The organism is Wohlfahrtiimonas chitiniclastica, assembly GCF_002252325.1.
Lineage (GTDB): Bacteria > Pseudomonadota > Gammaproteobacteria > Cardiobacteriales > Wohlfahrtiimonadaceae > Wohlfahrtiimonas > Wohlfahrtiimonas chitiniclastica.
In genome coordinates this window covers 208,081-225,445 of sequence record NZ_NEFL01000003.1, presented here as the reverse complement: position 1 = coordinate 225,445, position 17,365 = coordinate 208,081, and the positions used below count along the sequence as shown (strand labels likewise).

Sequence of the window (17,365 nt, the reverse complement as noted above, 5' to 3'; positions counted from 1 at the left end):
CAAAAATTAATCACCTTCGTCATCACTGTGACGCTCACAGAATGAAAGATCAAATGCCACACCATAGCTGTCGCAATCATAGGCAAGATTCACCGCCTCAATTTGCCGTAAGGTTTTGCTCATTTCTTGATTTATCTCATGAAATAATGCGCCACATCCCTCATCATCTTCAAGGCTCAACCCACGAAACTTAGCCTCATAATCACGCAATGATTGTGCCCACAATGACTGATGATGCAGCTCATGGGCTTTGAGGGCAGCATACTCTTTTGCAAACGCCTTTTCATCAATTGAGCCCTTCTTTAACATGGGCAACACCATCTCTCCATCGAGGGTCAGTGTTAAATCCGTTAAGACGCAACGCTGATGCTGTGCATCATAATGATGATCTAGGGATTGAAGGGCCACCGATGCGGCATAACTGCTCACAGCGTGGTGATCATGCCCAAGATCTGACGCTGCTAGATTAGGCACTGACCGCGCTGCTTGAAGCATCGCATCATCTAACGATTGCCCCGACTCAATCACCACAGGATAATGATGGATGGACAATTCAACCTCCAACGCATTAAGGGGCGCACACATGCTCAGCATGAAACCTAAACTCAAGCGTCTTTTCATGTGCAATGACACCTTAAATGAATGAACAGCCCCACAACGCCGAGCATAAAAAAGAGACCAAAGCTCACCATGAGTGCCAACACGGGCACCTGTTGCGCTGCCAGCACGCCAAAGATCACCATCATAATGATCATCACGCTGTTTTCAGCAAAGTTCTGTACAGCAATCGCTGTACCTGTGCTCTCAAAGGATTGACCGCGGGTTTGCAATAATGCATTCATCGGAATCACAAACAATCCTCCCATCGCACCAATGCAGATCAATAAGCCATACACCATGATGGTGTCAGTCTGATACGCAAATAACACACATAAAATGCCCATCATCAAACCTGCCCATAAACAATATCTTAAGCGTTCGATCGTGATGAACAATGATGCAAGGAGTGCGCCCACCACAATCCCGATGCTGACAATCGCACTTAAAGCGGCCACCATTTCTGTGCCACCGCCTAACACTTCGCGCACCCAATCATTGAGCAATAAACGTAACGTGGTGGCAGCGCCCCAAAAGAGGCTGGTGCCCAAAATGGCAAAACGCGCGCCAGGATCTCTCAGTAAGCGCCATAAAATTTCACCAAAGCTTTTGAGCAATGCGCTAGGCGTAAAGCTGTCATGACGTGCGCGTTTAATTTTCGGAATGAACACATTAAAGATTAAGGCAACGCCATACATTAAGCCTGCAAATAAAAAGGCCATCGTCATGTTCCATTCTGCCAATAAGCCGCCCACATACGCGCCCAATAATATGGCTAAGATGGTGGAACCTTCCACCAATCCATTGACTTTAACCAATAAACGCGTTGTCACCAATTCACTTAAAATGCCAAATTTCGCCGGTGAATAGATCGCCGCGCCAATGCCCACAATGGCATATGCCACAAATGGTGATGCCCCAACAAATAACAGTGCGACACCCAATAGTTTTGCGCCATTGCCCAGCATTAACACCCGAGATTTTGACTGATTGTCCGCAAATAATCCCACAAAGGGCGCAAGCAAAATATATGCCGCTAAAAAGCATGCTTGCAATAGATACGTGCTCTCTTTTAATGCGCCTAAATGGTCGAGCAATTCTAGGAGGGCAAAAAAGAGTGCATTGTCCGCCAATGCTGAGAAAAACTGCGCATTGACCACACTCAATACGCCCCGATTGAACAAACGATCCGACACCATTGTCATGCGCCCTCTTCCATCACTTGTTCGGTTAAGCCTGCATAATCAACCTTCCCTGAACCTAACAGCGGAATTTCTTTCACAGAGCGCACATCACGCGCCACTGATAATTCAGATAAACCAAGCTCTTTTGCCAATGTGCTCACTGTTTTTCGATCCATATCACTTGCGGTGGTGAATAAGACAATTGCCTCACCTTTGCTCGCATCTTTACGCACCACAGCTGCATGATCATGCTCAGGATATGCCAATTTAAACAATCGCTCTGTGGTTTCTAATGTCACCATTTCACCCGCAATCTTCGCAAAGCGTTTGACGCGCCCCTTGATGGTTAAATACCCTTCATCATCCATCGCCACAATATCGCCTGTGTTGTACCACCCCTTTTCACCTTGATATTCCGTTGGCACCAATTGATTCGGCGCATTGTAAAAGAGATAACCTTTCATCACATTGCCACCTTGAACGATCAATTGCCCGCCTTCTGCGATGCCATCGATGGTTTCTAATCGAGCGCGCATGCCCGGCAAGATTTTACCAATCGTATTCTCTTTATAGCTCATCGGCACATTGATCGAGATCACAGGTGAGCATTCAGTTGCGCCGTAGCCTTCTAAAATGCGGATGCCAAATTTTTCTGACCACACATCACGCACCGATTCAGACAAGCGCTCTGCCCCAGCCACCACATAACGCAGCGTGCGAAAATCATACGGATTGGCAAAGCGTGCATAATTTTGTAAAAATGTGGAGGTGCCAAACAGTACGGTTGCGCCTGTGTCATACACCATTTCAGGAATGACGCGATAATGCAGCGGCGAGGGATACAAAAAGATGCGGCAACCCGAACGCAAACCAAGGAGCGTGCCTGCCGTTAAACCAAAAGCATGGAAGATGGGCAATGCTGAGAAAAAGATATCTTTAGTTGTAAAGTCTGCCACCGTAAAGAGCTGCTCCACATTCGTCAATAATGAACGGTTGGTATGCACAACGCCTTTAGGTTTACCTTCAGAGCCTGATGTGAATAAAATCACAGCTTCTGCATCCGGGTCAGGTTCCGGCAAATAACGCTTGGGCATGAGTTTTGCTTTCACCACCCAAAGTTTATCCTCGGTTGTAATTGCTTTACGTAAATCTTCTGCATACACCCAATGGATCTCAGGAAACGCCGCCACTAAATGGGTTAAATTGCCTTTCTCTAAAAAGATGCGTGAGGTTAACACGGTTTTCACATTCGCAGCTGTGATCGCAGCATTCATCCCATCCACGCCCGCGGTGTAATTTAATAATGCACAGACGCGCCCCGTTAAATTCAGCGCCATAATCGTCGCAATTGAGCCGCTGGCATTTGGCAGTAATACGCCCACATGTTCATTTTTTTCTGTCAAACGCTCAACAATGCGGCTGATGCCTAAAATCTTGGTGATGAACTGCCCATAAGATTCAGGTTTACGCTGAATGTCTTCTAAACAGATGGCATCCATGCCAAAGCGACGCGCCGATTGCACCACCATGTCAAATAAAGAGGTGGGCGCAAAAATCTCAATGCGCATGTCCATCATCAATTCATGCGTGTATTTTGCCAAATATTGGCGGCGCGCTTTGCCATACAAATGCTCTGGCGTTGGCACATTAATCGGCGCGCCCATTGTGATGGTGATTGGCGTAAATAGACGCTGCTTCACCAAGCCTTTTAAGCGGCTGAAATATGAATATTCTGCGCCTTCAAGCATCACAGGAATCAAAGGCACTTTTGCTTTACTCGCCACAAAGGCTGCCCCTTCATAAATTTTCATGAGGCTCCCTGTTAATGTAATGCGCCCTTCAGGGAAGATCACGATGGTGCGGCCACTGGCCACCACTTTTGTCAGCAATTTAACAGACATCGGGTGCAAGGGATCAACGGTTACATGGTCAATGAATTTTAAAAAGGGTTTAAAATACCAACGATTGGCAATGTCCGTGTTGATCACAAACAACGGGCGCTGTGGTAAAAAAACCCCAAGAAGTACGCCATCTAAAAAGGACTGATGGTTACACACCACAACGCCATGGGTTTGGCACGCTTGTGGGTCGAGCTTTGTTTGAATGTTAAAGAAAAGCTTAAAAATGACTCTTAAAATTGTTCTCATAAATTTGACCATGCAGAATAATAAAACAGTGTTTAGTTTAAAAGATTTTAAATATTAATCAATGTTTATTTGAAGATTTTTTGCCTTTACGGCCACCTTTCCATGCAAGCACTGTAATCTAATTGCCCAGCATCGGCATTATATTTTCAGCATAACTTCAGTATAATCGCGCCTCACCCATTATTTATGAGGATCATATGTCGTCTTCAACCCTCTCTTTGATCGTGGCCATTGCCAACAATGGCACCATCGGCATCAACAACAGTTTGCCCTGGCACTTGCCCGATGACTTAGGATTTTTCAAACAAAACACTGTGGGTAAACCCATCATCATGGGACGAAAAACCTATGAATCTCTAGGTCGCCCGCTGCCTAAGCGCGCAAACATCGTGATCAGCTCACAAAGCGCCCCTGAAAATTTGCCAGAAAATGTCCATTACTTTACAAATTTAATGACAGCGATAGAAACTTTTAATGATTCGCCTGAGATCATGATCATTGGCGGTGCCCAGCTTTATCGCTCAGCCATCCCGATGATGAATCGCTTATACGTCACGCGTGTAGATGCAGACATTGTGGGGGATACACAACTGCCTGAAATCCTTAATTTACCATTTGAAACAGCAACACTCGTGAGCCGCGAACATCATCCTATGGATGAAAAACATGCCCACCCATTTACCTTTGAAATCTGGGATTTTCCCTCACAAAACTAATTTGTAAACCTTCTGTAAATTGACGGGGAATCCGTTTTTAGCTACTGCAAAATTTAGCAACTTCGCTATAATTGTGCATTATGTTTTTAAATCGAGTGAATTATGGCTGTGACCACCAAAAAAGTCAGTTGGTATAAGAAATATGCCAGCTATAAATACTATGTGCCATTGGCCAATGCCATTGCGCCTTATTGCTTATGGCTCAGTTTAATCTTGGGCATTGTGGGTTTAACATTGGGCTTAGGCTTTGCCCCAGCTGATTATCAACAAGGCAACAGTTTTCGCATCATCTACATTCATGTGCCTGCCGCGATGCTCTCTACTGCGCTATACATCACCATGGCGGTGATGAGTTTATGCTTTTTGATTTGGCGCGTTAAACTGTTAACGTTAGTGGTCAGAAGCATTGCCGTTGTGGGCGCAACCTGTACGCTCATCGCCTTGGTCACCGGTGCCATTTGGGGCGCGCCGACCTGGGGCACTTGGTGGGTCTGGGACATTCGCTTAACCTCTGAGTTGCTCTTACTCTTTTTCTACATTGGCTACATTGCCTTTGACCATGCGATCGAAGATCGCCAAACAGCAGACATTTTTACCTCCATCCTCGCCGTGATCGGCATTGCGGTGGCCATTTTGGTGAAAGTTTCTGTCTTTTTCTTTAACTCGCTTCATCAAAAGAGTACAGTCTTTGCCTCTGGCGGACCGTCGATTCAGATGGAGATGTTTTTACCACTGATTTTAATGATCTTAGCTTATGGCCTCTTTACTTCAGGGTATGTGCTCAAAAAGAGCGTGAACCTCATCTATAAAGAGAAACTCATGAAGCACTATTTAAATCAATAACCCACGGAGTATCTATGACATTTGCATTTGGGAGCTTTGCAGAATTTCTGCAAATGGGGAAGCATGGTCTCTACGTCTGGTTAAGCTACGGATTCTTTTTGATCTGTCTGCTCAGCCTTGTGATTCCGCTACTGAGCGAGAATAAAAAATTACGCAACACTATGAAACAAGAGGGGATTGACTCATGACGCCAAAGCAAAAACAACGTGCCATCATTGTGGTGGGTTTAGTGGTGATTACCTTAGCCGCCATTGGTTTACTCATTTATGCATCAAGAAGTGAACTCAACTATTATTATTCGCCTGTGGAAGTTAAAGAAGGCAAAGCACCTGTAGATCGCTCAATTCGCATTGGCGGACTTGTGGCACCGGGGTCATTGGTGAAAAGTGATGAAGTGATCGACGTGGCATTTGACATCATGGATGGTCAAGATCGCGTGCATGTCACCTATGACAAAATGTTGCCAGACTTATTCCGCGAAGGCCAAGGCGTGATTGCAACAGGTGTATTAGATGACAATCATCACTTCACCGCCACAGAAATCCTTGCAAAACACGATGAAACTTATATGCCACCTGAAGTGAAAGCTTCACTTGAAAAATCTGGCATCGTGATTGATGAAAACTCTAGACACCCCGGCGCTCCGAAGGAATAAGCATGCTACCCATTGGTGAATTAACACTTTACGTTGCGCTCGCGACAGCGCTTTTATTGCTCTTTCTACCGTTGATTGGACTTGTGACACACAACACAAAACTGATGCAAACGGCCAAACCTCTAACCTTGTGGCTCTTTGTGCTGCTGCTCACCTCGTTTGTGAGCTTAGGTTATGCTTTTTATACCAATGACTTCAGTTATGCGTATGTGTTCAGCAACTCAAACACACAGCTGCCCGCCATTTTCCGCCTAACGGCGATTTGGGGCAGCCATGAAGGCTCGATGTTATTGTGGGTCTTCACGCTCTCTTTATGGATGTTCGTGGCGATCTTCTTTATGCGTAAATTGCCCATCGAATTGACGGCAACCACGCTGGCAATTTTAGGCGCCATCATCGCCTCTTTCATCGCCTTTGTGATCTTCACATCGAACCCATTTGAACGCGCGATCAACAGCATTGTGTTTGATGGCCGTGACTTAAATCCATTGTTGCAAGACGTTGGGCTCATCATCCACCCGCCTTTACTCTATATGGGTTATGTGGGCTTTGCCATTCCGTATGCCTTTGTGTGCGCCATTTTGATCAATGGTTACATTGATCGCACCACTGTGCGTTGGTTGCGCCCTTGGGTATTGGCGGCTTGGGGCTTTTTAACCCTCGGCATCACCGTTGGCAGTTGGTGGGCTTACTATGAATTGGGCTGGGGCGGCTGGTGGTTCTGGGATCCTGTGGAAAATGCCTCCCTCATCCCTTGGATTTTATCCACCGCTTTATTGCACTCATTGATCACCACAGAAAAACGTCAAGTCTTCTCCGTTTGGTCTGTGCTGATGGCCATCCTTTGCTTCTCATTGAGCGTTTTGGGCACATTCTTAGTGCGCTCAGGTGTTTTGACTTCGGTGCATTCATTTGCTGCCGACCCTCGCCGCGGTGCCATCATCCTCATCATTTTAGCCTGTGTTGTGATCTTCGGAATTGCGTTGTTACTCATGCGCTCAAGCCGCATTCGTCAGCACAATGGCGTGGCGCTCTTTTCGCGTGAAACCGGCATTTTACTCAATAACATCTTCTTATCTGTGGTCTGTTTTATTGTGGTGCTTGGCACACTCTATCCGCTCATTGTGGACATGTTACAAATCGGTAAGATTTCTGTGGGGCCAAACTTCTTCAATAAGACCGTCAATCCATTGGCGATGATTTTATTGGTGATCCTTGGCATCACGCCACTTGTGCGCTACAAGAAAGATCAATTGAGCCGCATTCGTAAACCGCTCATCATCATGGCGATTGCTGCGGTGATCATGGGTCCTTTATCGAACGCCGCCTACGTTTTATATGTCAATGGTTTATTGCCCGAAGGTCATGCCGATCGCATGCCGCTCATCAACCCGATGGTGACATTGGGCCTCATTTTATGTTACTGGGTCTTTTTCGGCATTTTGGCAGAAATTGCGATGCATAAACCACGCAACGTCAGCTTCATCAAAGGCTTCTTTACGCAGTCAATGTCACGCGTTGCCATGAACTTAGGTCACTTAGGTGTGGTGGTCACCATCGTGGGCATCACGATGACCAGTTACTACAGCGTTGAAGCGGATCGTTTACTCAAAGTTGGGCAAACGGAAGTGGTGCAAGGCTATGAATTTAAGCTTGAGAATTTAGAAAACATCAAAGGGCCGAACTACTTTGCCACCAAAGGGACATTCTCTGTAAGCTATCAGGGCAAATTCTTACGCATGATGCATCCTGAAAAACGCATCTATGCCGCAAGTGGCATGCCCATCAGTGAAGTTGCGTTGCGCGCTTCCCTCTTTGATGATCTCTACATTGCATTGGCAGAAGAGCGCCCCGGTCAAAGCTGGGCAATTCGCTTGTATGTCAAACCTTTCATTCGTTGGATTTGGTTAGGCGGCGTGATCATCTCGATTGCAGCGTTGCTTGCCATGTTGGCATTGCGCCGTCCTGAACGTGCGGAAAAATAGGAGAATTGTATGAAAAAGCCTGTCATCATCGCCATCACCGTGAGCGTATTGGTTGTGATTTTTGCCTTCTTCTTCATCACCCTTGGCAATGATCCGAGCAAATTGCCCTCCACGCGTGAAGGCAAACAAGTGCCTGAATTCAGTGCCAGTAAATTGGTTGAACCTGGGCACATTGCGGAAATCATCACCAATGAGGACATCAAAGGCCCTGCCCTACTCAATGTTTGGGCAACGTGGTGCCCCACATGCCGTGATGAACATGCCACCTTGAATGTGTTAAAAGATCAAGGCGTCAAAATTTATGGCGTCAATTACAAAGATGATCCTGAAAAAGCATACGAATGGCTTGAAGAGCTAGGTAATCCTTATCTCTTTAACTTTTTAGACATGAGCGGTGCGGTCGGCATCGAGCTTGGCGTTTATGGTGCACCTGAAACTTACTTCATCGATCAAAACAACGTGATTCATTATCGTCACGTGGGTGCGATTTTACCGGAGATTTGGGACACGCAGCTTAAAGCCATCTATGAAGAGATCATGCAAACAGGAGATCCATCCTAATGAGACGATTGTTAACAATGCTATTCCTCATGAGCAGCTTTGCCTTGGCAAATGTGAATGTGTATGACTTTTCAGACAAAGTGCAAGAAACCCGCTTTAACCACTTAATCACAGATTTACGCTGCCCGAAATGCCAAAATCAGAACTTAGCGGATTCAGATGCACCGCTTGCAAAAGATTTAAAAGATCGTGTCTATTTGATGATCAACGATGGCCGCAGCGACAGTGAAATCCTCACCTTTATGGTGGATCGTTATGGTGATTTTGTGCTCTATACGCCCCCTGTCAAACCCATCACTTGGTTTTTATGGTTTGGCCCTGCGGTGATCTTATTACTTGTGCTCATCATCGTCTTTGCGCGCCGTAAAAAGCCGACTGAGGAAGTTGTTCAGCCCTTATCACCTTCAGAAGCCCAGCAACTTTCTGAGCTGTTAAATAAAAAGGATTCACACCAATGATTTTCTTTTCCATCATCCTCTTTGTCTTGACGATGCTCATCATCTTTTATCCGCTGTTTCAACACAAAACAGCCGCAGAGCCGACGCTGCAAGATATTTATACCAAAAATTATCTGGCCACCGAAGCACGCTTGAAAAAGAGTTTAGACAATGGCGTGATCACGCAAACGCAATATGAGCAAAAGCAAGCGGAAGCTGCCCGTGATTTATTAAAACTCACGAAAAAACATCAAAGTCAATTGTCAACTGGTGCGCGCACTGTGATTTCTGTGGTGGCATTGATCTTCCCTGTGGCAGCCATTGGCGGCTTTTGGGCGCATTCATATACACAAGATGTGCAAGAATATGATCAAAAACGTGGTGAACTCACGCCTGAACTACAAGCGTGGTTAGATCGCATTCCGGACAGCGAATTAGAAACCTTCAAAAGCATCGTGGAAGTGGAACCTCAGCCGCCTAAACCTGAATTGTTTGAAGATTTGCGTTATGTGTTCCCAACGCTCTTTTACATGAGTGCAAAACAGACCCATGACAATCCAAAGCTGTTAAAATTGCTCGGTAAACTTGCATACAGCGCTCAATGGACGCCGGGCACTTTAGATGCTTATAACCGTGTATTAGAGCTCTCGCCCACCGATTACATCGCCAATGTTTCTGTGTTAGAAGCTGACCTTCAAAGTGCGAAAAAGAAAATCCCTAAACGCCTTGTTGAACGCTTAGATCACTTTTTCACCATGTATCCTAACGATACATATTTACGCATTTTGTACGCAGAAGCCCTCTATGAGCGCGGACAATTTAAAGAGTCCATCGCCCAATGGAAAGAGATGCGTGACTTATTGGCCAAAAGCGCAAAAGGCAATCCGCAAGGTGAGCAAGCGCTCAAAACTTTGGACACATTCATTGCGTCAATCGAGCAAGGCATGATGGAAACAGCACAAGTGCGTAACTTTGATGTCAAAACTGTGCTCGATGCCCCGATTGATTGGCAAACCATCACTTCCCCACTCATCATGACGCTGTATATGATGGACTTTGAGGACAATACACCGATTGCCTTTAAAGAGAGCTTAATTGCACCGAATCAAACAGTGCCTGATATGATGGTGCTCAATGACTTTAACCGCTTTGATACAGTGACAACGCCCATTCGTAATTTTGAGCATTTAGCGGTGTTTGGTACATTAAAGCCCATCGATGGTGATGAGATTCTGTATCTCACAGATGTGGTTGAATTGCCAAAAGGTGCCTATGAAAGCGCAGTTGCCTTCATGCCAAGCAGTGAAGCGGATGCCATCAATGATGTGATGCAAAAAACCATCGATGCTGCAAAAGCAAAAACGGCTGCCCGTTATTTAGTGCAAATCAATGCACCTGATGTGGATTTAAGCTCATTGCCTGACAGCGCACGTTTAACCCTCTTCATTTCCCAAGAAGGTTCACGCATGCCGCTTGCCGCAAAAGCCATTGATTCAGCAAACAGCTTAACTTTCCCTTTAACCCTTGAGATCACGGATCAAGATCGCTTAATGGCTGGCAATCCAAGCTTATTTGCCACCCCGAATTTAACCGTGGGCGCGCGTTTAAGCCAAGGCTCTGAAGCCGTGGGTCAAGCCGGTGACATCGAAAGCGTAAAAATGCCGATTTCACCTGAGCATTCAAGCGTTGTTTTAATGCTCGATCAAATCCGTGAAACCTCTAAAACCTCACCGGTGGCCCCATAATGTTTGCTGATTTCACCTTACAGATTGATCAAGTGAGCGCAACGCGCAATTATCGAAAAGTGTTTTCCCCCGTCACCTTGACCCTCAAAAATGGCGACAGCGTCTATATTGAAGGGGAAAATGGCGCAGGTAAAACCACATTTTTACGCGTGATCGCAGGTTTAAACAGCATCTATCAAGGTGACATCAGCTTCAATGGACTCAATCGCAAAGAGCTTGCCCACACATATCATCGTCACATTTTGTATGTCGGGCACGCCCTTGGCTTAAAAGATGATCTCACCGCCTATGAAAACATCGATGCCATGCTCAAAATTCAGGGCATTCATCGTTCTGAGGCGGAGATTTTATCGGTGTTTGAAACATTATTGATCCCCACACAAAACCGCGCGATGCGTTACTTATCCGCAGGACAAAGACGCCGCGTTGCCCTCTCTCGCTTGTGGCTTGAGCCAAAAGCCATTTGGATTTTAGATGAACCCTTCACCGCTTTAGATAAGCGCTCTGTGGCGATTTTAGAAGCCGCCATTACAGAACATCACCAACAAAATGGCGCGATCCTCTTCACTTCTCATCAAACGCCTTCAGAAGGTGTGTATAATAAGCACGAAATGATAGAGAGTTATAGGAAATAGATCAGCCTCATGAGTGTTTTTACTGCGGTCATCAAGCGTGACCTTCAATTAGGCATGCGCCAACGCTCGGAATTGCTCACCCCCATGATCTTCTTTTTGATTGTGGTGAGTCTCTTTCCGCTCGGTTTAGGATTAGATAATCAAAAAGTGCTCCATGAAGTTTCGCCCGCCATTTTATGGATTGGCGCGCTGCTCTCAAACATGCTCATTATGGATCGCCTTTTTAAAAGTGATTATGATGATGGCTCCCTTGAACAATTGATGATTTCAGGCTCGCCACTTGTGGTTGTGGTGCTCGCTAAAATCGTTGCCCATTGGTGTTTAACGGCGTTGCCCCTCATCATTGTTTCCCCTATTTTGGGCTTAATGCTCTATTTCTCGGTGCCAGATGCCCTTGAAACCACATTTTTACTGCTCATCGGCACACCTGTCTTGAGCTGCATCGGTGCCATTTGCACCGCACTCACCCTACAACTGAAGCGCGCAGGTTTACTCCTTAGCATCATCGCCTTGCCGCTCTTTTTACCTGTTTTAATTTTTGGTGTGCAAGCCACATTACGCATCATCGAAGGCCATTCTGTGATTGGTTTTTATGCCGTATTCGCCGCCCTTGATTTGATCGCCCTTGCTGCTGCACCATTGATTACAGCTTTTGCGTTACGCATCAGTCTTCATTAAAATTTCGAGTGTTACATGACAACCAAAAAAACTACCACGCCCGCTTTGGACTATCCACAACAATTGTCGCCAATTGTGCATGCTTGGATTTTGACCACCATTTTAGATTTAGGCGGTCATCGCGAATTCATCCATAAAGATTTTTTCAGTGATGATCAACTCGCCACCGCCATCGGCTTAGATAAATGGCTCAACTGTAAACCGCCGTTGAATCGTGCGGACATCCTCAAAACATTGCGTGATCAACAACAAAAATTATTGAATGATCCGGCAACGTTTGCCACGCCATACAATCTTGATCTGACCCACAACTTAGACAATCTCAAAGCCCTCATTCATTTGTCAGATGTGGAATGTGCGCTCTTAGAGTTCACGCTCATCACGTATAATGAGCCTTTGCTTAATAATGCGTTAGATCAACTTGGCGCAATCAGCTCTGATCAACTCAATCGCATTTTGGCATTTTTATTGCAAAAAACGCCGCAAGAGATTCAAGCGGCGCTCTCCTCAAATGGCGCCCTTGCCCGCACAGGTTTAATGCGTGTGCATCATGGCCCTTCGCTCTTTTTCCGTGGCAAAATTGATTTGTTGTCCCGCAATTTCATTGAAGCGATGTTCTCCCATGAAACGACACCTTATAACATCCTGAAAGATGTGGTGTCGAAAAGTAAGCCTGCGGCTTTATCTTTAGACAATTTTGGCTACTTAAACACTGAGCTCAATATTTTAGTGCCTTATTTACAGCACGCGCTTGATCACAACCAAAAAGGCGTCAACATCCTCATTTATGGTGAGCCTGGCACAGGTAAAACAGAGCTTGCGCGCACGTTGGTGGAACACTTTAAAGTGGCGGCTTATGAAGTGGTGTCTGAATCCATTCATGGCGAAGGCGTGGAAAAAGGTGAGCAACGCTTATATGCCTATTTAGCAGCACAAAACTTCTTTTGTAATCAAAAATCGCTGATCATTTTTGATGAAATTGAAGATGTCTTTTTTGATGCAGGTGCAGATGGATTACCAAATTTCTCTAAAGCGTGGTTCAACCACATTTTAGAAACCAATCAAATCCCCACCATTTGGATCTGTAATGATACGTACGACATTGATCCTGCCATCATTCGCCGCTTTGACTTTACTTTCCATTTAGCTTCTCCGCCAAAGTCTGAACGTAAAGCGATGCTTGAATCTGCATTAAAAGGCAAACTCAGCCCGAATACATTAAATACGCTTGCCCTGTCTAAGGCGTTGGTGCCTGCCATCATTGATCGCACCGCAAAAGTGCTCAACACCATTTATGATGACGTGGCAGAAAACTTTGATGAAGCGGCCACCACAATCATCAATGGCACCTTAAAAGCCCAAGGCAACCCTGAAATTCGCGTGGCAAAAATTGGTGGGCTCAGTGACATTTATAATCCTGCCTTTACCAATACGGATTCAAATTTAGCCCTCCTTGCAGAACGCTTAAAAGTCTTCAACGAAGCGCGCATTTGTTTATATGGTGCTTCTGGCACTGGTAAATCTGCATTTGCACACTATTTAGCGGACTATTTAAATAAGCCATTACTCATCAAAAAAGTGTCTGATTTGATGGATAAATATGTGGGCGAGACGGAAAAACAAATCGCCGAAGCCTTTTATGAAGCCACCACCACAGGCGCCATTTTATTGATGGATGAAGTGGACAGCTTTTTAAGAGATCGCCGCTCTGCTCAGCAAAATTACGAGATCACGATGGTCAATGAGATGCTCACTCAAATGGAAGAGTTCTCCGGCATTTTCATTGCCACCACAAACTTAATGGATCATCTTGATCAAGCGATGCTCCGCCGTTTTGACTTTAAAGTGAAATTTGATTACCTAAAAGCGGATCAAGCTTGGCTTCTCTTTAATGAGCAATGCCGTTATTTAGGTTTTCAATCTGTGGACATGAATTTAGAGGCTGAGTTTAAGAAAATGACGCGTTTGACGCCGGGGGATTTTGCCATCTCTGCCCGTCAAGCAAAATTGGGCGTGATCACAACGCCAGAAGAGATCGTCACTCAATTGGTTAAAGAGAATACACTCAAAGAATCAAAAGGCACCACCATTGGGTTTGTGCAAAATAAATAGATCATACAATGAAAAATCCCCCGCAATGCGGGGGATTTTTTTAGGCTCATTTCAAATCATTCATGAGTTAATTATAAGAAACTTTTGCCAACAAACCTGTGCCTTCCAATTTCTTAATTTTAAATGGCCCGTAGAAAATCAACGCGATCAATACAATGCCCACATAACCTGCGATCGGATAGAAGTAACCCATTAACTGAATGAAGCCCACAAAGCTGATGCCATAGCCCATCGTCAATACGCCCAATACAATCCAACGTGATTTTGGCGTTTCCATCGGCACATAGCGAGAGATGAACACATAAAACATGCTCACCGCTGTGCTATAAATCATGGCAAGGGCAACCAAGGTGAGTAAACCACTTAAATGTGGCACATATGTATTCATGATCTGTAATGATGGCATTTGTGCCAACGTATCCACCGTAGGCGCAATCGTTTTGATCTGTGCAAAGAGTGCAAAGTGCCCCATTGCCAACACGCCACCAATGATTAAACCACCCAATGCACCGCCCCAACGCGCCACTTTTGGATCTTTCTCTTCCCCGCCAATCACCAATGACATGCCAACGCCTGCAACCGTCATCATCGTGACATGGTTGATGGCAGCCACCCACCAATTTGGCAAAGTGTCTGGCAATGTGTCACCCACAGAAATCACATAATCATTGAGTTCTGTAAAGCTTTCTGTTTGATTTGATAAACCCTGATAAATCACAATAGACAATAAGCCGATCAATATCGGCGTGATCATGCCAATCACCAAAATGATTTTACGTAAACGCAACATCAATGTGCCCACTACCAATAATGTCATGATGAGAGAACCTTGCCATAAGGGCATATTGTACTGCTGCTGAAAGAGTGAGCCGCTGCCTGAGAGCATGATGATGCCCGTGCCAAGCATCATGATAATGATCAATGCATCCACAAAACCGCCCACGGCTTTACCGCCCACTAAATAAGCGGCTTCCTTATAGTTTTTTGACTGTAAGCGCTGCCCTAAGCCTGTGACAAAATAGCCCACAATGCCATAAAGCACTGTGGCTAAAATGACGCCAGCGGTGCCTTCAACGCCAAAAGATGTGTAGTAAAAAAATGGCTCCATGCCTGAGGCATTTCCTGCTCCGACAACGACACTGGCATATGCAAATGCCACGATTAAAACCTCTAAAACCTTCTTCATTTCAATCCTCCTAAGTGATGTGTCCCAGATACTTTTTGCAGGATGCCATCAAGCATCTCTTTGTTATGAATACAGTTTTTATACAAAACGGTATCAATGGGGTTGCCTTGATAGTCGCTTTTATGACCAACAAGTGTCAAAAGATATGAATTCAGAAGGTAATGAATTTTTTTCCATTTTCTTCGTGCACTAAAACTATTCCTTAAAGGAATGAAGCTGTGCATTTAGTTCGTTTGTCAGCCCGATGGGCTTCCATGTAGCATCGATTCATGCCTTGATTTGGCAAATCACAATAATGAATCACTCACGTCATAACCATTGAATTGAAAAGGATGATTACCATGAATATTTCTGTACTCAACCAATTAGGTCTGTCTAACGAATTATTAAATGGCGGCGATCACGCCATTCGTAGCCCGATTGATGGCTCAACATTGGCAAAACTTGCCTTCATTGATGCCACACAAACAAATGCCATCATTGATGAGGCACACAATGCATTTTTACAATGGCGCACAGTGCCTGCCCCCATCCGCGGTGAGTTGGTGCGCGTGTTAGGTGAATTACTTCGCGAACACAAAGAAGCGTTGGCCACTGTCATTACATTAGAAGCCGGTAAAATTCAGTCTGAAGCGCTAGGCGAAGTGCAAGAGATGATCGACATCTGTGACTTTGCCGTGGGTTTATCGCGTCAGCTTTATGGTTTGACGATTGCTTCAGAACGCCCAGGTCACCACATGCGTGAAACATGGCATCCGCTCGGCGTTGTGGGTGTGATCACTGCATTTAACTTCCCGATGGCGGTTTGGTCTTGGAATACTGCGCTTGCCCTCATTTGTGGTAATGCGGTGGTGTGGAAACCTTCAGAAAAAACACCATTGACGGCTTTAGCCTGCCAAGCAGTGTTTGAAAAAGCTTTAGAACGCTTTGGCAAAGCGCCGAAAAACATCGCCCGTTTAGTGGTCGGTGCCCGTGATGCAGGCAATGCCATGGTGGAAAATCACAAAGTTGCTTTAGTCAGCGCCACAGGCAGCACGCGCATGGGTCGAGAAGTTGGACCAAAAGTCGCCGCACGTTTTGGCCGCTCCATTTTAGAATTAGGGGGCAACAATGCCATGATTTTGACAGAATCAGCGGATCTTGATTTGGCGGTTCGTGCCATTGTCTTCAGTGCTGTAGGCACCGCAGGACAGCGCTGCACCACGCTTCGCCGCCTCATCATCCATAAATCTGTCAAAGCTCAAGTGCTCGAACGCCTCAAAGCATCATACAGCACCATTCCTGTGGGTTCGCCATTAGACACACAAAATCTTGTGGGTCCACTCATGGATGAAGATTCCTTCAACGCCATGCAAAAAGCATTGAGCGATGCAAAAGCCACAGGTGGCGTTGTGCATGGTGGCGAGCGCGTCTTAGCCGATCAAATGCCCAATGCTTACTACGTCAAACCTGCCATTGTGGAAATGCCCACACAAAATGAAGTGGTGGCAACAGAAACATTTGCCCCAATTCTTTATGTGATGGAGTATGAGCACTTCAGCGATGCCATGGCGATGAACAACGATGTGCCACAAGGCTTGTCTTCTTGCATCTTCACAAACGATGTGCGCGAAGCTGAATTCTTCCAAAGCGCAGCCGGCAGCGATTGCGGCATTGCCAACGTCAATATTGGCACCAGTGGCGCTGAAATTGGCGGTGCATTTGGTGGTGAAAAAGAAACGGGTGGCGGTCGTGAGTCTGGCTCTGATTCTTGGAAAGGTTACATGCGCCGTCAAACGAACACCATCAACTATTCACGTGAATTACCGCTCGCACAAGGCGTGAAATTCGATTAATCTCAAATTGTAACACCGAGAGATGGCTTTGCCATCTCTTGTGCCCTCT

General features: G+C 45.6%; 16 protein-coding genes. 12 read left to right on the top strand and 4 right to left on the bottom strand.

All coding sequences use genetic code 11. From position 1 onward, the window contains the following. Positions 1-6: 6 nt before the first annotated feature. The 3 genes from B9T10_RS08710 to aas are packed head-to-tail and all read right to left on the bottom strand — an operon-like array spanning position 7 to position 3,928. Complete coding sequence (locus B9T10_RS08710; protein WP_094538284.1) at positions 7-621, bottom strand: DUF922 domain-containing protein; 615 nt, start codon at positions 619-621, stop codon at positions 7-9. Next, the gene (lplT, locus tag B9T10_RS08705; protein WP_094538283.1) at positions 618-1,802 is read right to left on the bottom strand and encodes a lysophospholipid transporter LplT; all 1,185 of its coding nucleotides are present in this window, start codon (positions 1,800-1,802) and stop codon (positions 618-620) included. The genes B9T10_RS08710 and lplT overlap by 4 nt, the downstream gene beginning before the upstream one ends. Then, on the bottom strand, positions 1,799-3,928 hold the full coding sequence (gene aas / locus B9T10_RS08700; RefSeq protein WP_094538282.1) for a bifunctional acyl-ACP--phospholipid O-acyltransferase/long-chain-fatty-acid--ACP ligase: 2,130 nt from the start codon (positions 3,926-3,928) through the stop codon (positions 1,799-1,801). Before aas ends, lplT begins: the two co-directional genes overlap by 4 nt. A gap of 197 nt (positions 3,929-4,125) precedes the next feature. Here aas and B9T10_RS08695 point away from each other — a divergent pair, with 197 nt between their 5' ends. The 11 genes from B9T10_RS08695 (at position 4,126) to B9T10_RS08645 (ending at position 14,295) form a co-directional block, all read left to right on the top strand. Beyond that, a complete protein-coding gene (locus B9T10_RS08695) occupies positions 4,126-4,644 on the top strand; it encodes a dihydrofolate reductase (RefSeq protein WP_094491775.1) in 519 nt (172 codons plus the stop codon). Between the two features lie 102 nt (positions 4,645-4,746). Beyond that, on the top strand, positions 4,747-5,487 hold the full coding sequence (ccmC, locus tag B9T10_RS08690; RefSeq protein ID WP_008315463.1) for a heme ABC transporter permease CcmC: 741 nt from the start codon (positions 4,747-4,749) through the stop codon (positions 5,485-5,487). A gap of 14 nt (positions 5,488-5,501) precedes the next feature. Further along, the gene (gene ccmD / locus B9T10_RS08685) at positions 5,502-5,675 is read left to right on the top strand and encodes a heme exporter protein CcmD (RefSeq protein WP_008315464.1); all 174 of its coding nucleotides are present in this window, start codon (positions 5,502-5,504) and stop codon (positions 5,673-5,675) included. After that, positions 5,672-6,142: a cytochrome c maturation protein CcmE gene (ccmE, locus tag B9T10_RS08680; RefSeq protein WP_008315465.1), complete on the top strand. Its 471-nt coding sequence runs from the start codon at positions 5,672-5,674 to the stop codon at positions 6,140-6,142. The genes ccmD and ccmE overlap by 4 nt, the downstream gene beginning before the upstream one ends. Before the next feature lie 2 nt (positions 6,143-6,144). Beyond that, on the top strand, positions 6,145-8,127 hold the full coding sequence (locus B9T10_RS08675; RefSeq protein WP_094538281.1) for a heme lyase CcmF/NrfE family subunit: 1,983 nt from the start codon (positions 6,145-6,147) through the stop codon (positions 8,125-8,127). A 9-nt stretch (positions 8,128-8,136) separates the two neighbouring features. Further along, a complete protein-coding gene (locus B9T10_RS08670) occupies positions 8,137-8,688 on the top strand; it encodes a DsbE family thiol:disulfide interchange protein (RefSeq protein WP_008315467.1) in 552 nt (183 codons plus the stop codon). Then, on the top strand, positions 8,688-9,146 hold the full coding sequence (locus B9T10_RS08665; protein ID WP_008315468.1) for a cytochrome c-type biogenesis protein: 459 nt from the start codon (positions 8,688-8,690) through the stop codon (positions 9,144-9,146). Before B9T10_RS08670 ends, B9T10_RS08665 begins: the two co-directional genes overlap by 1 nt. Beyond that, a complete protein-coding gene (ccmI, locus tag B9T10_RS08660; RefSeq protein ID WP_094538280.1) occupies positions 9,143-10,870 on the top strand; it encodes a c-type cytochrome biogenesis protein CcmI in 1,728 nt (575 codons plus the stop codon). The genes B9T10_RS08665 and ccmI overlap by 4 nt, the downstream gene beginning before the upstream one ends. Beyond that, positions 10,870-11,505 carry a cytochrome c biogenesis heme-transporting ATPase CcmA gene (gene ccmA / locus B9T10_RS08655; RefSeq protein WP_018122749.1) on the top strand — a complete coding sequence of 212 codons (636 nt, stop codon included), beginning with the start codon at positions 10,870-10,872 and terminating at the stop codon, positions 11,503-11,505. Before ccmI ends, ccmA begins: the two co-directional genes overlap by 1 nt. Positions 11,506-11,514: 9 nt before the next feature. Further along, on the top strand, positions 11,515-12,183 hold the full coding sequence (ccmB, locus tag B9T10_RS08650; protein WP_094538279.1) for a heme exporter protein CcmB: 669 nt from the start codon (positions 11,515-11,517) through the stop codon (positions 12,181-12,183). Between the two features lie 15 nt (positions 12,184-12,198). Continuing rightward, on the top strand, positions 12,199-14,295 hold the full coding sequence (locus B9T10_RS08645; protein ID WP_008315475.1) for an AAA family ATPase: 2,097 nt from the start codon (positions 12,199-12,201) through the stop codon (positions 14,293-14,295). Positions 14,296-14,362: 67 nt separating this feature from the next. Here the strand turns inward: B9T10_RS08645 and B9T10_RS08640 are convergent, their stop codons facing one another. Then, entirely contained in the window at positions 14,363-15,481 is a 1,119-nt protein-coding gene (locus B9T10_RS08640) for a YkvI family membrane protein (protein ID WP_094538278.1), read from the bottom strand. 341 nt (positions 15,482-15,822) lie between these two features. Between B9T10_RS08640 and amaB the strand changes: the two genes are divergently transcribed. Next, the gene (amaB, locus tag B9T10_RS08630) at positions 15,823-17,316 is read left to right on the top strand and encodes an L-piperidine-6-carboxylate dehydrogenase (RefSeq protein WP_094538277.1); all 1,494 of its coding nucleotides are present in this window, start codon (positions 15,823-15,825) and stop codon (positions 17,314-17,316) included. Positions 17,317-17,365 lie beyond the last annotated feature (49 nt).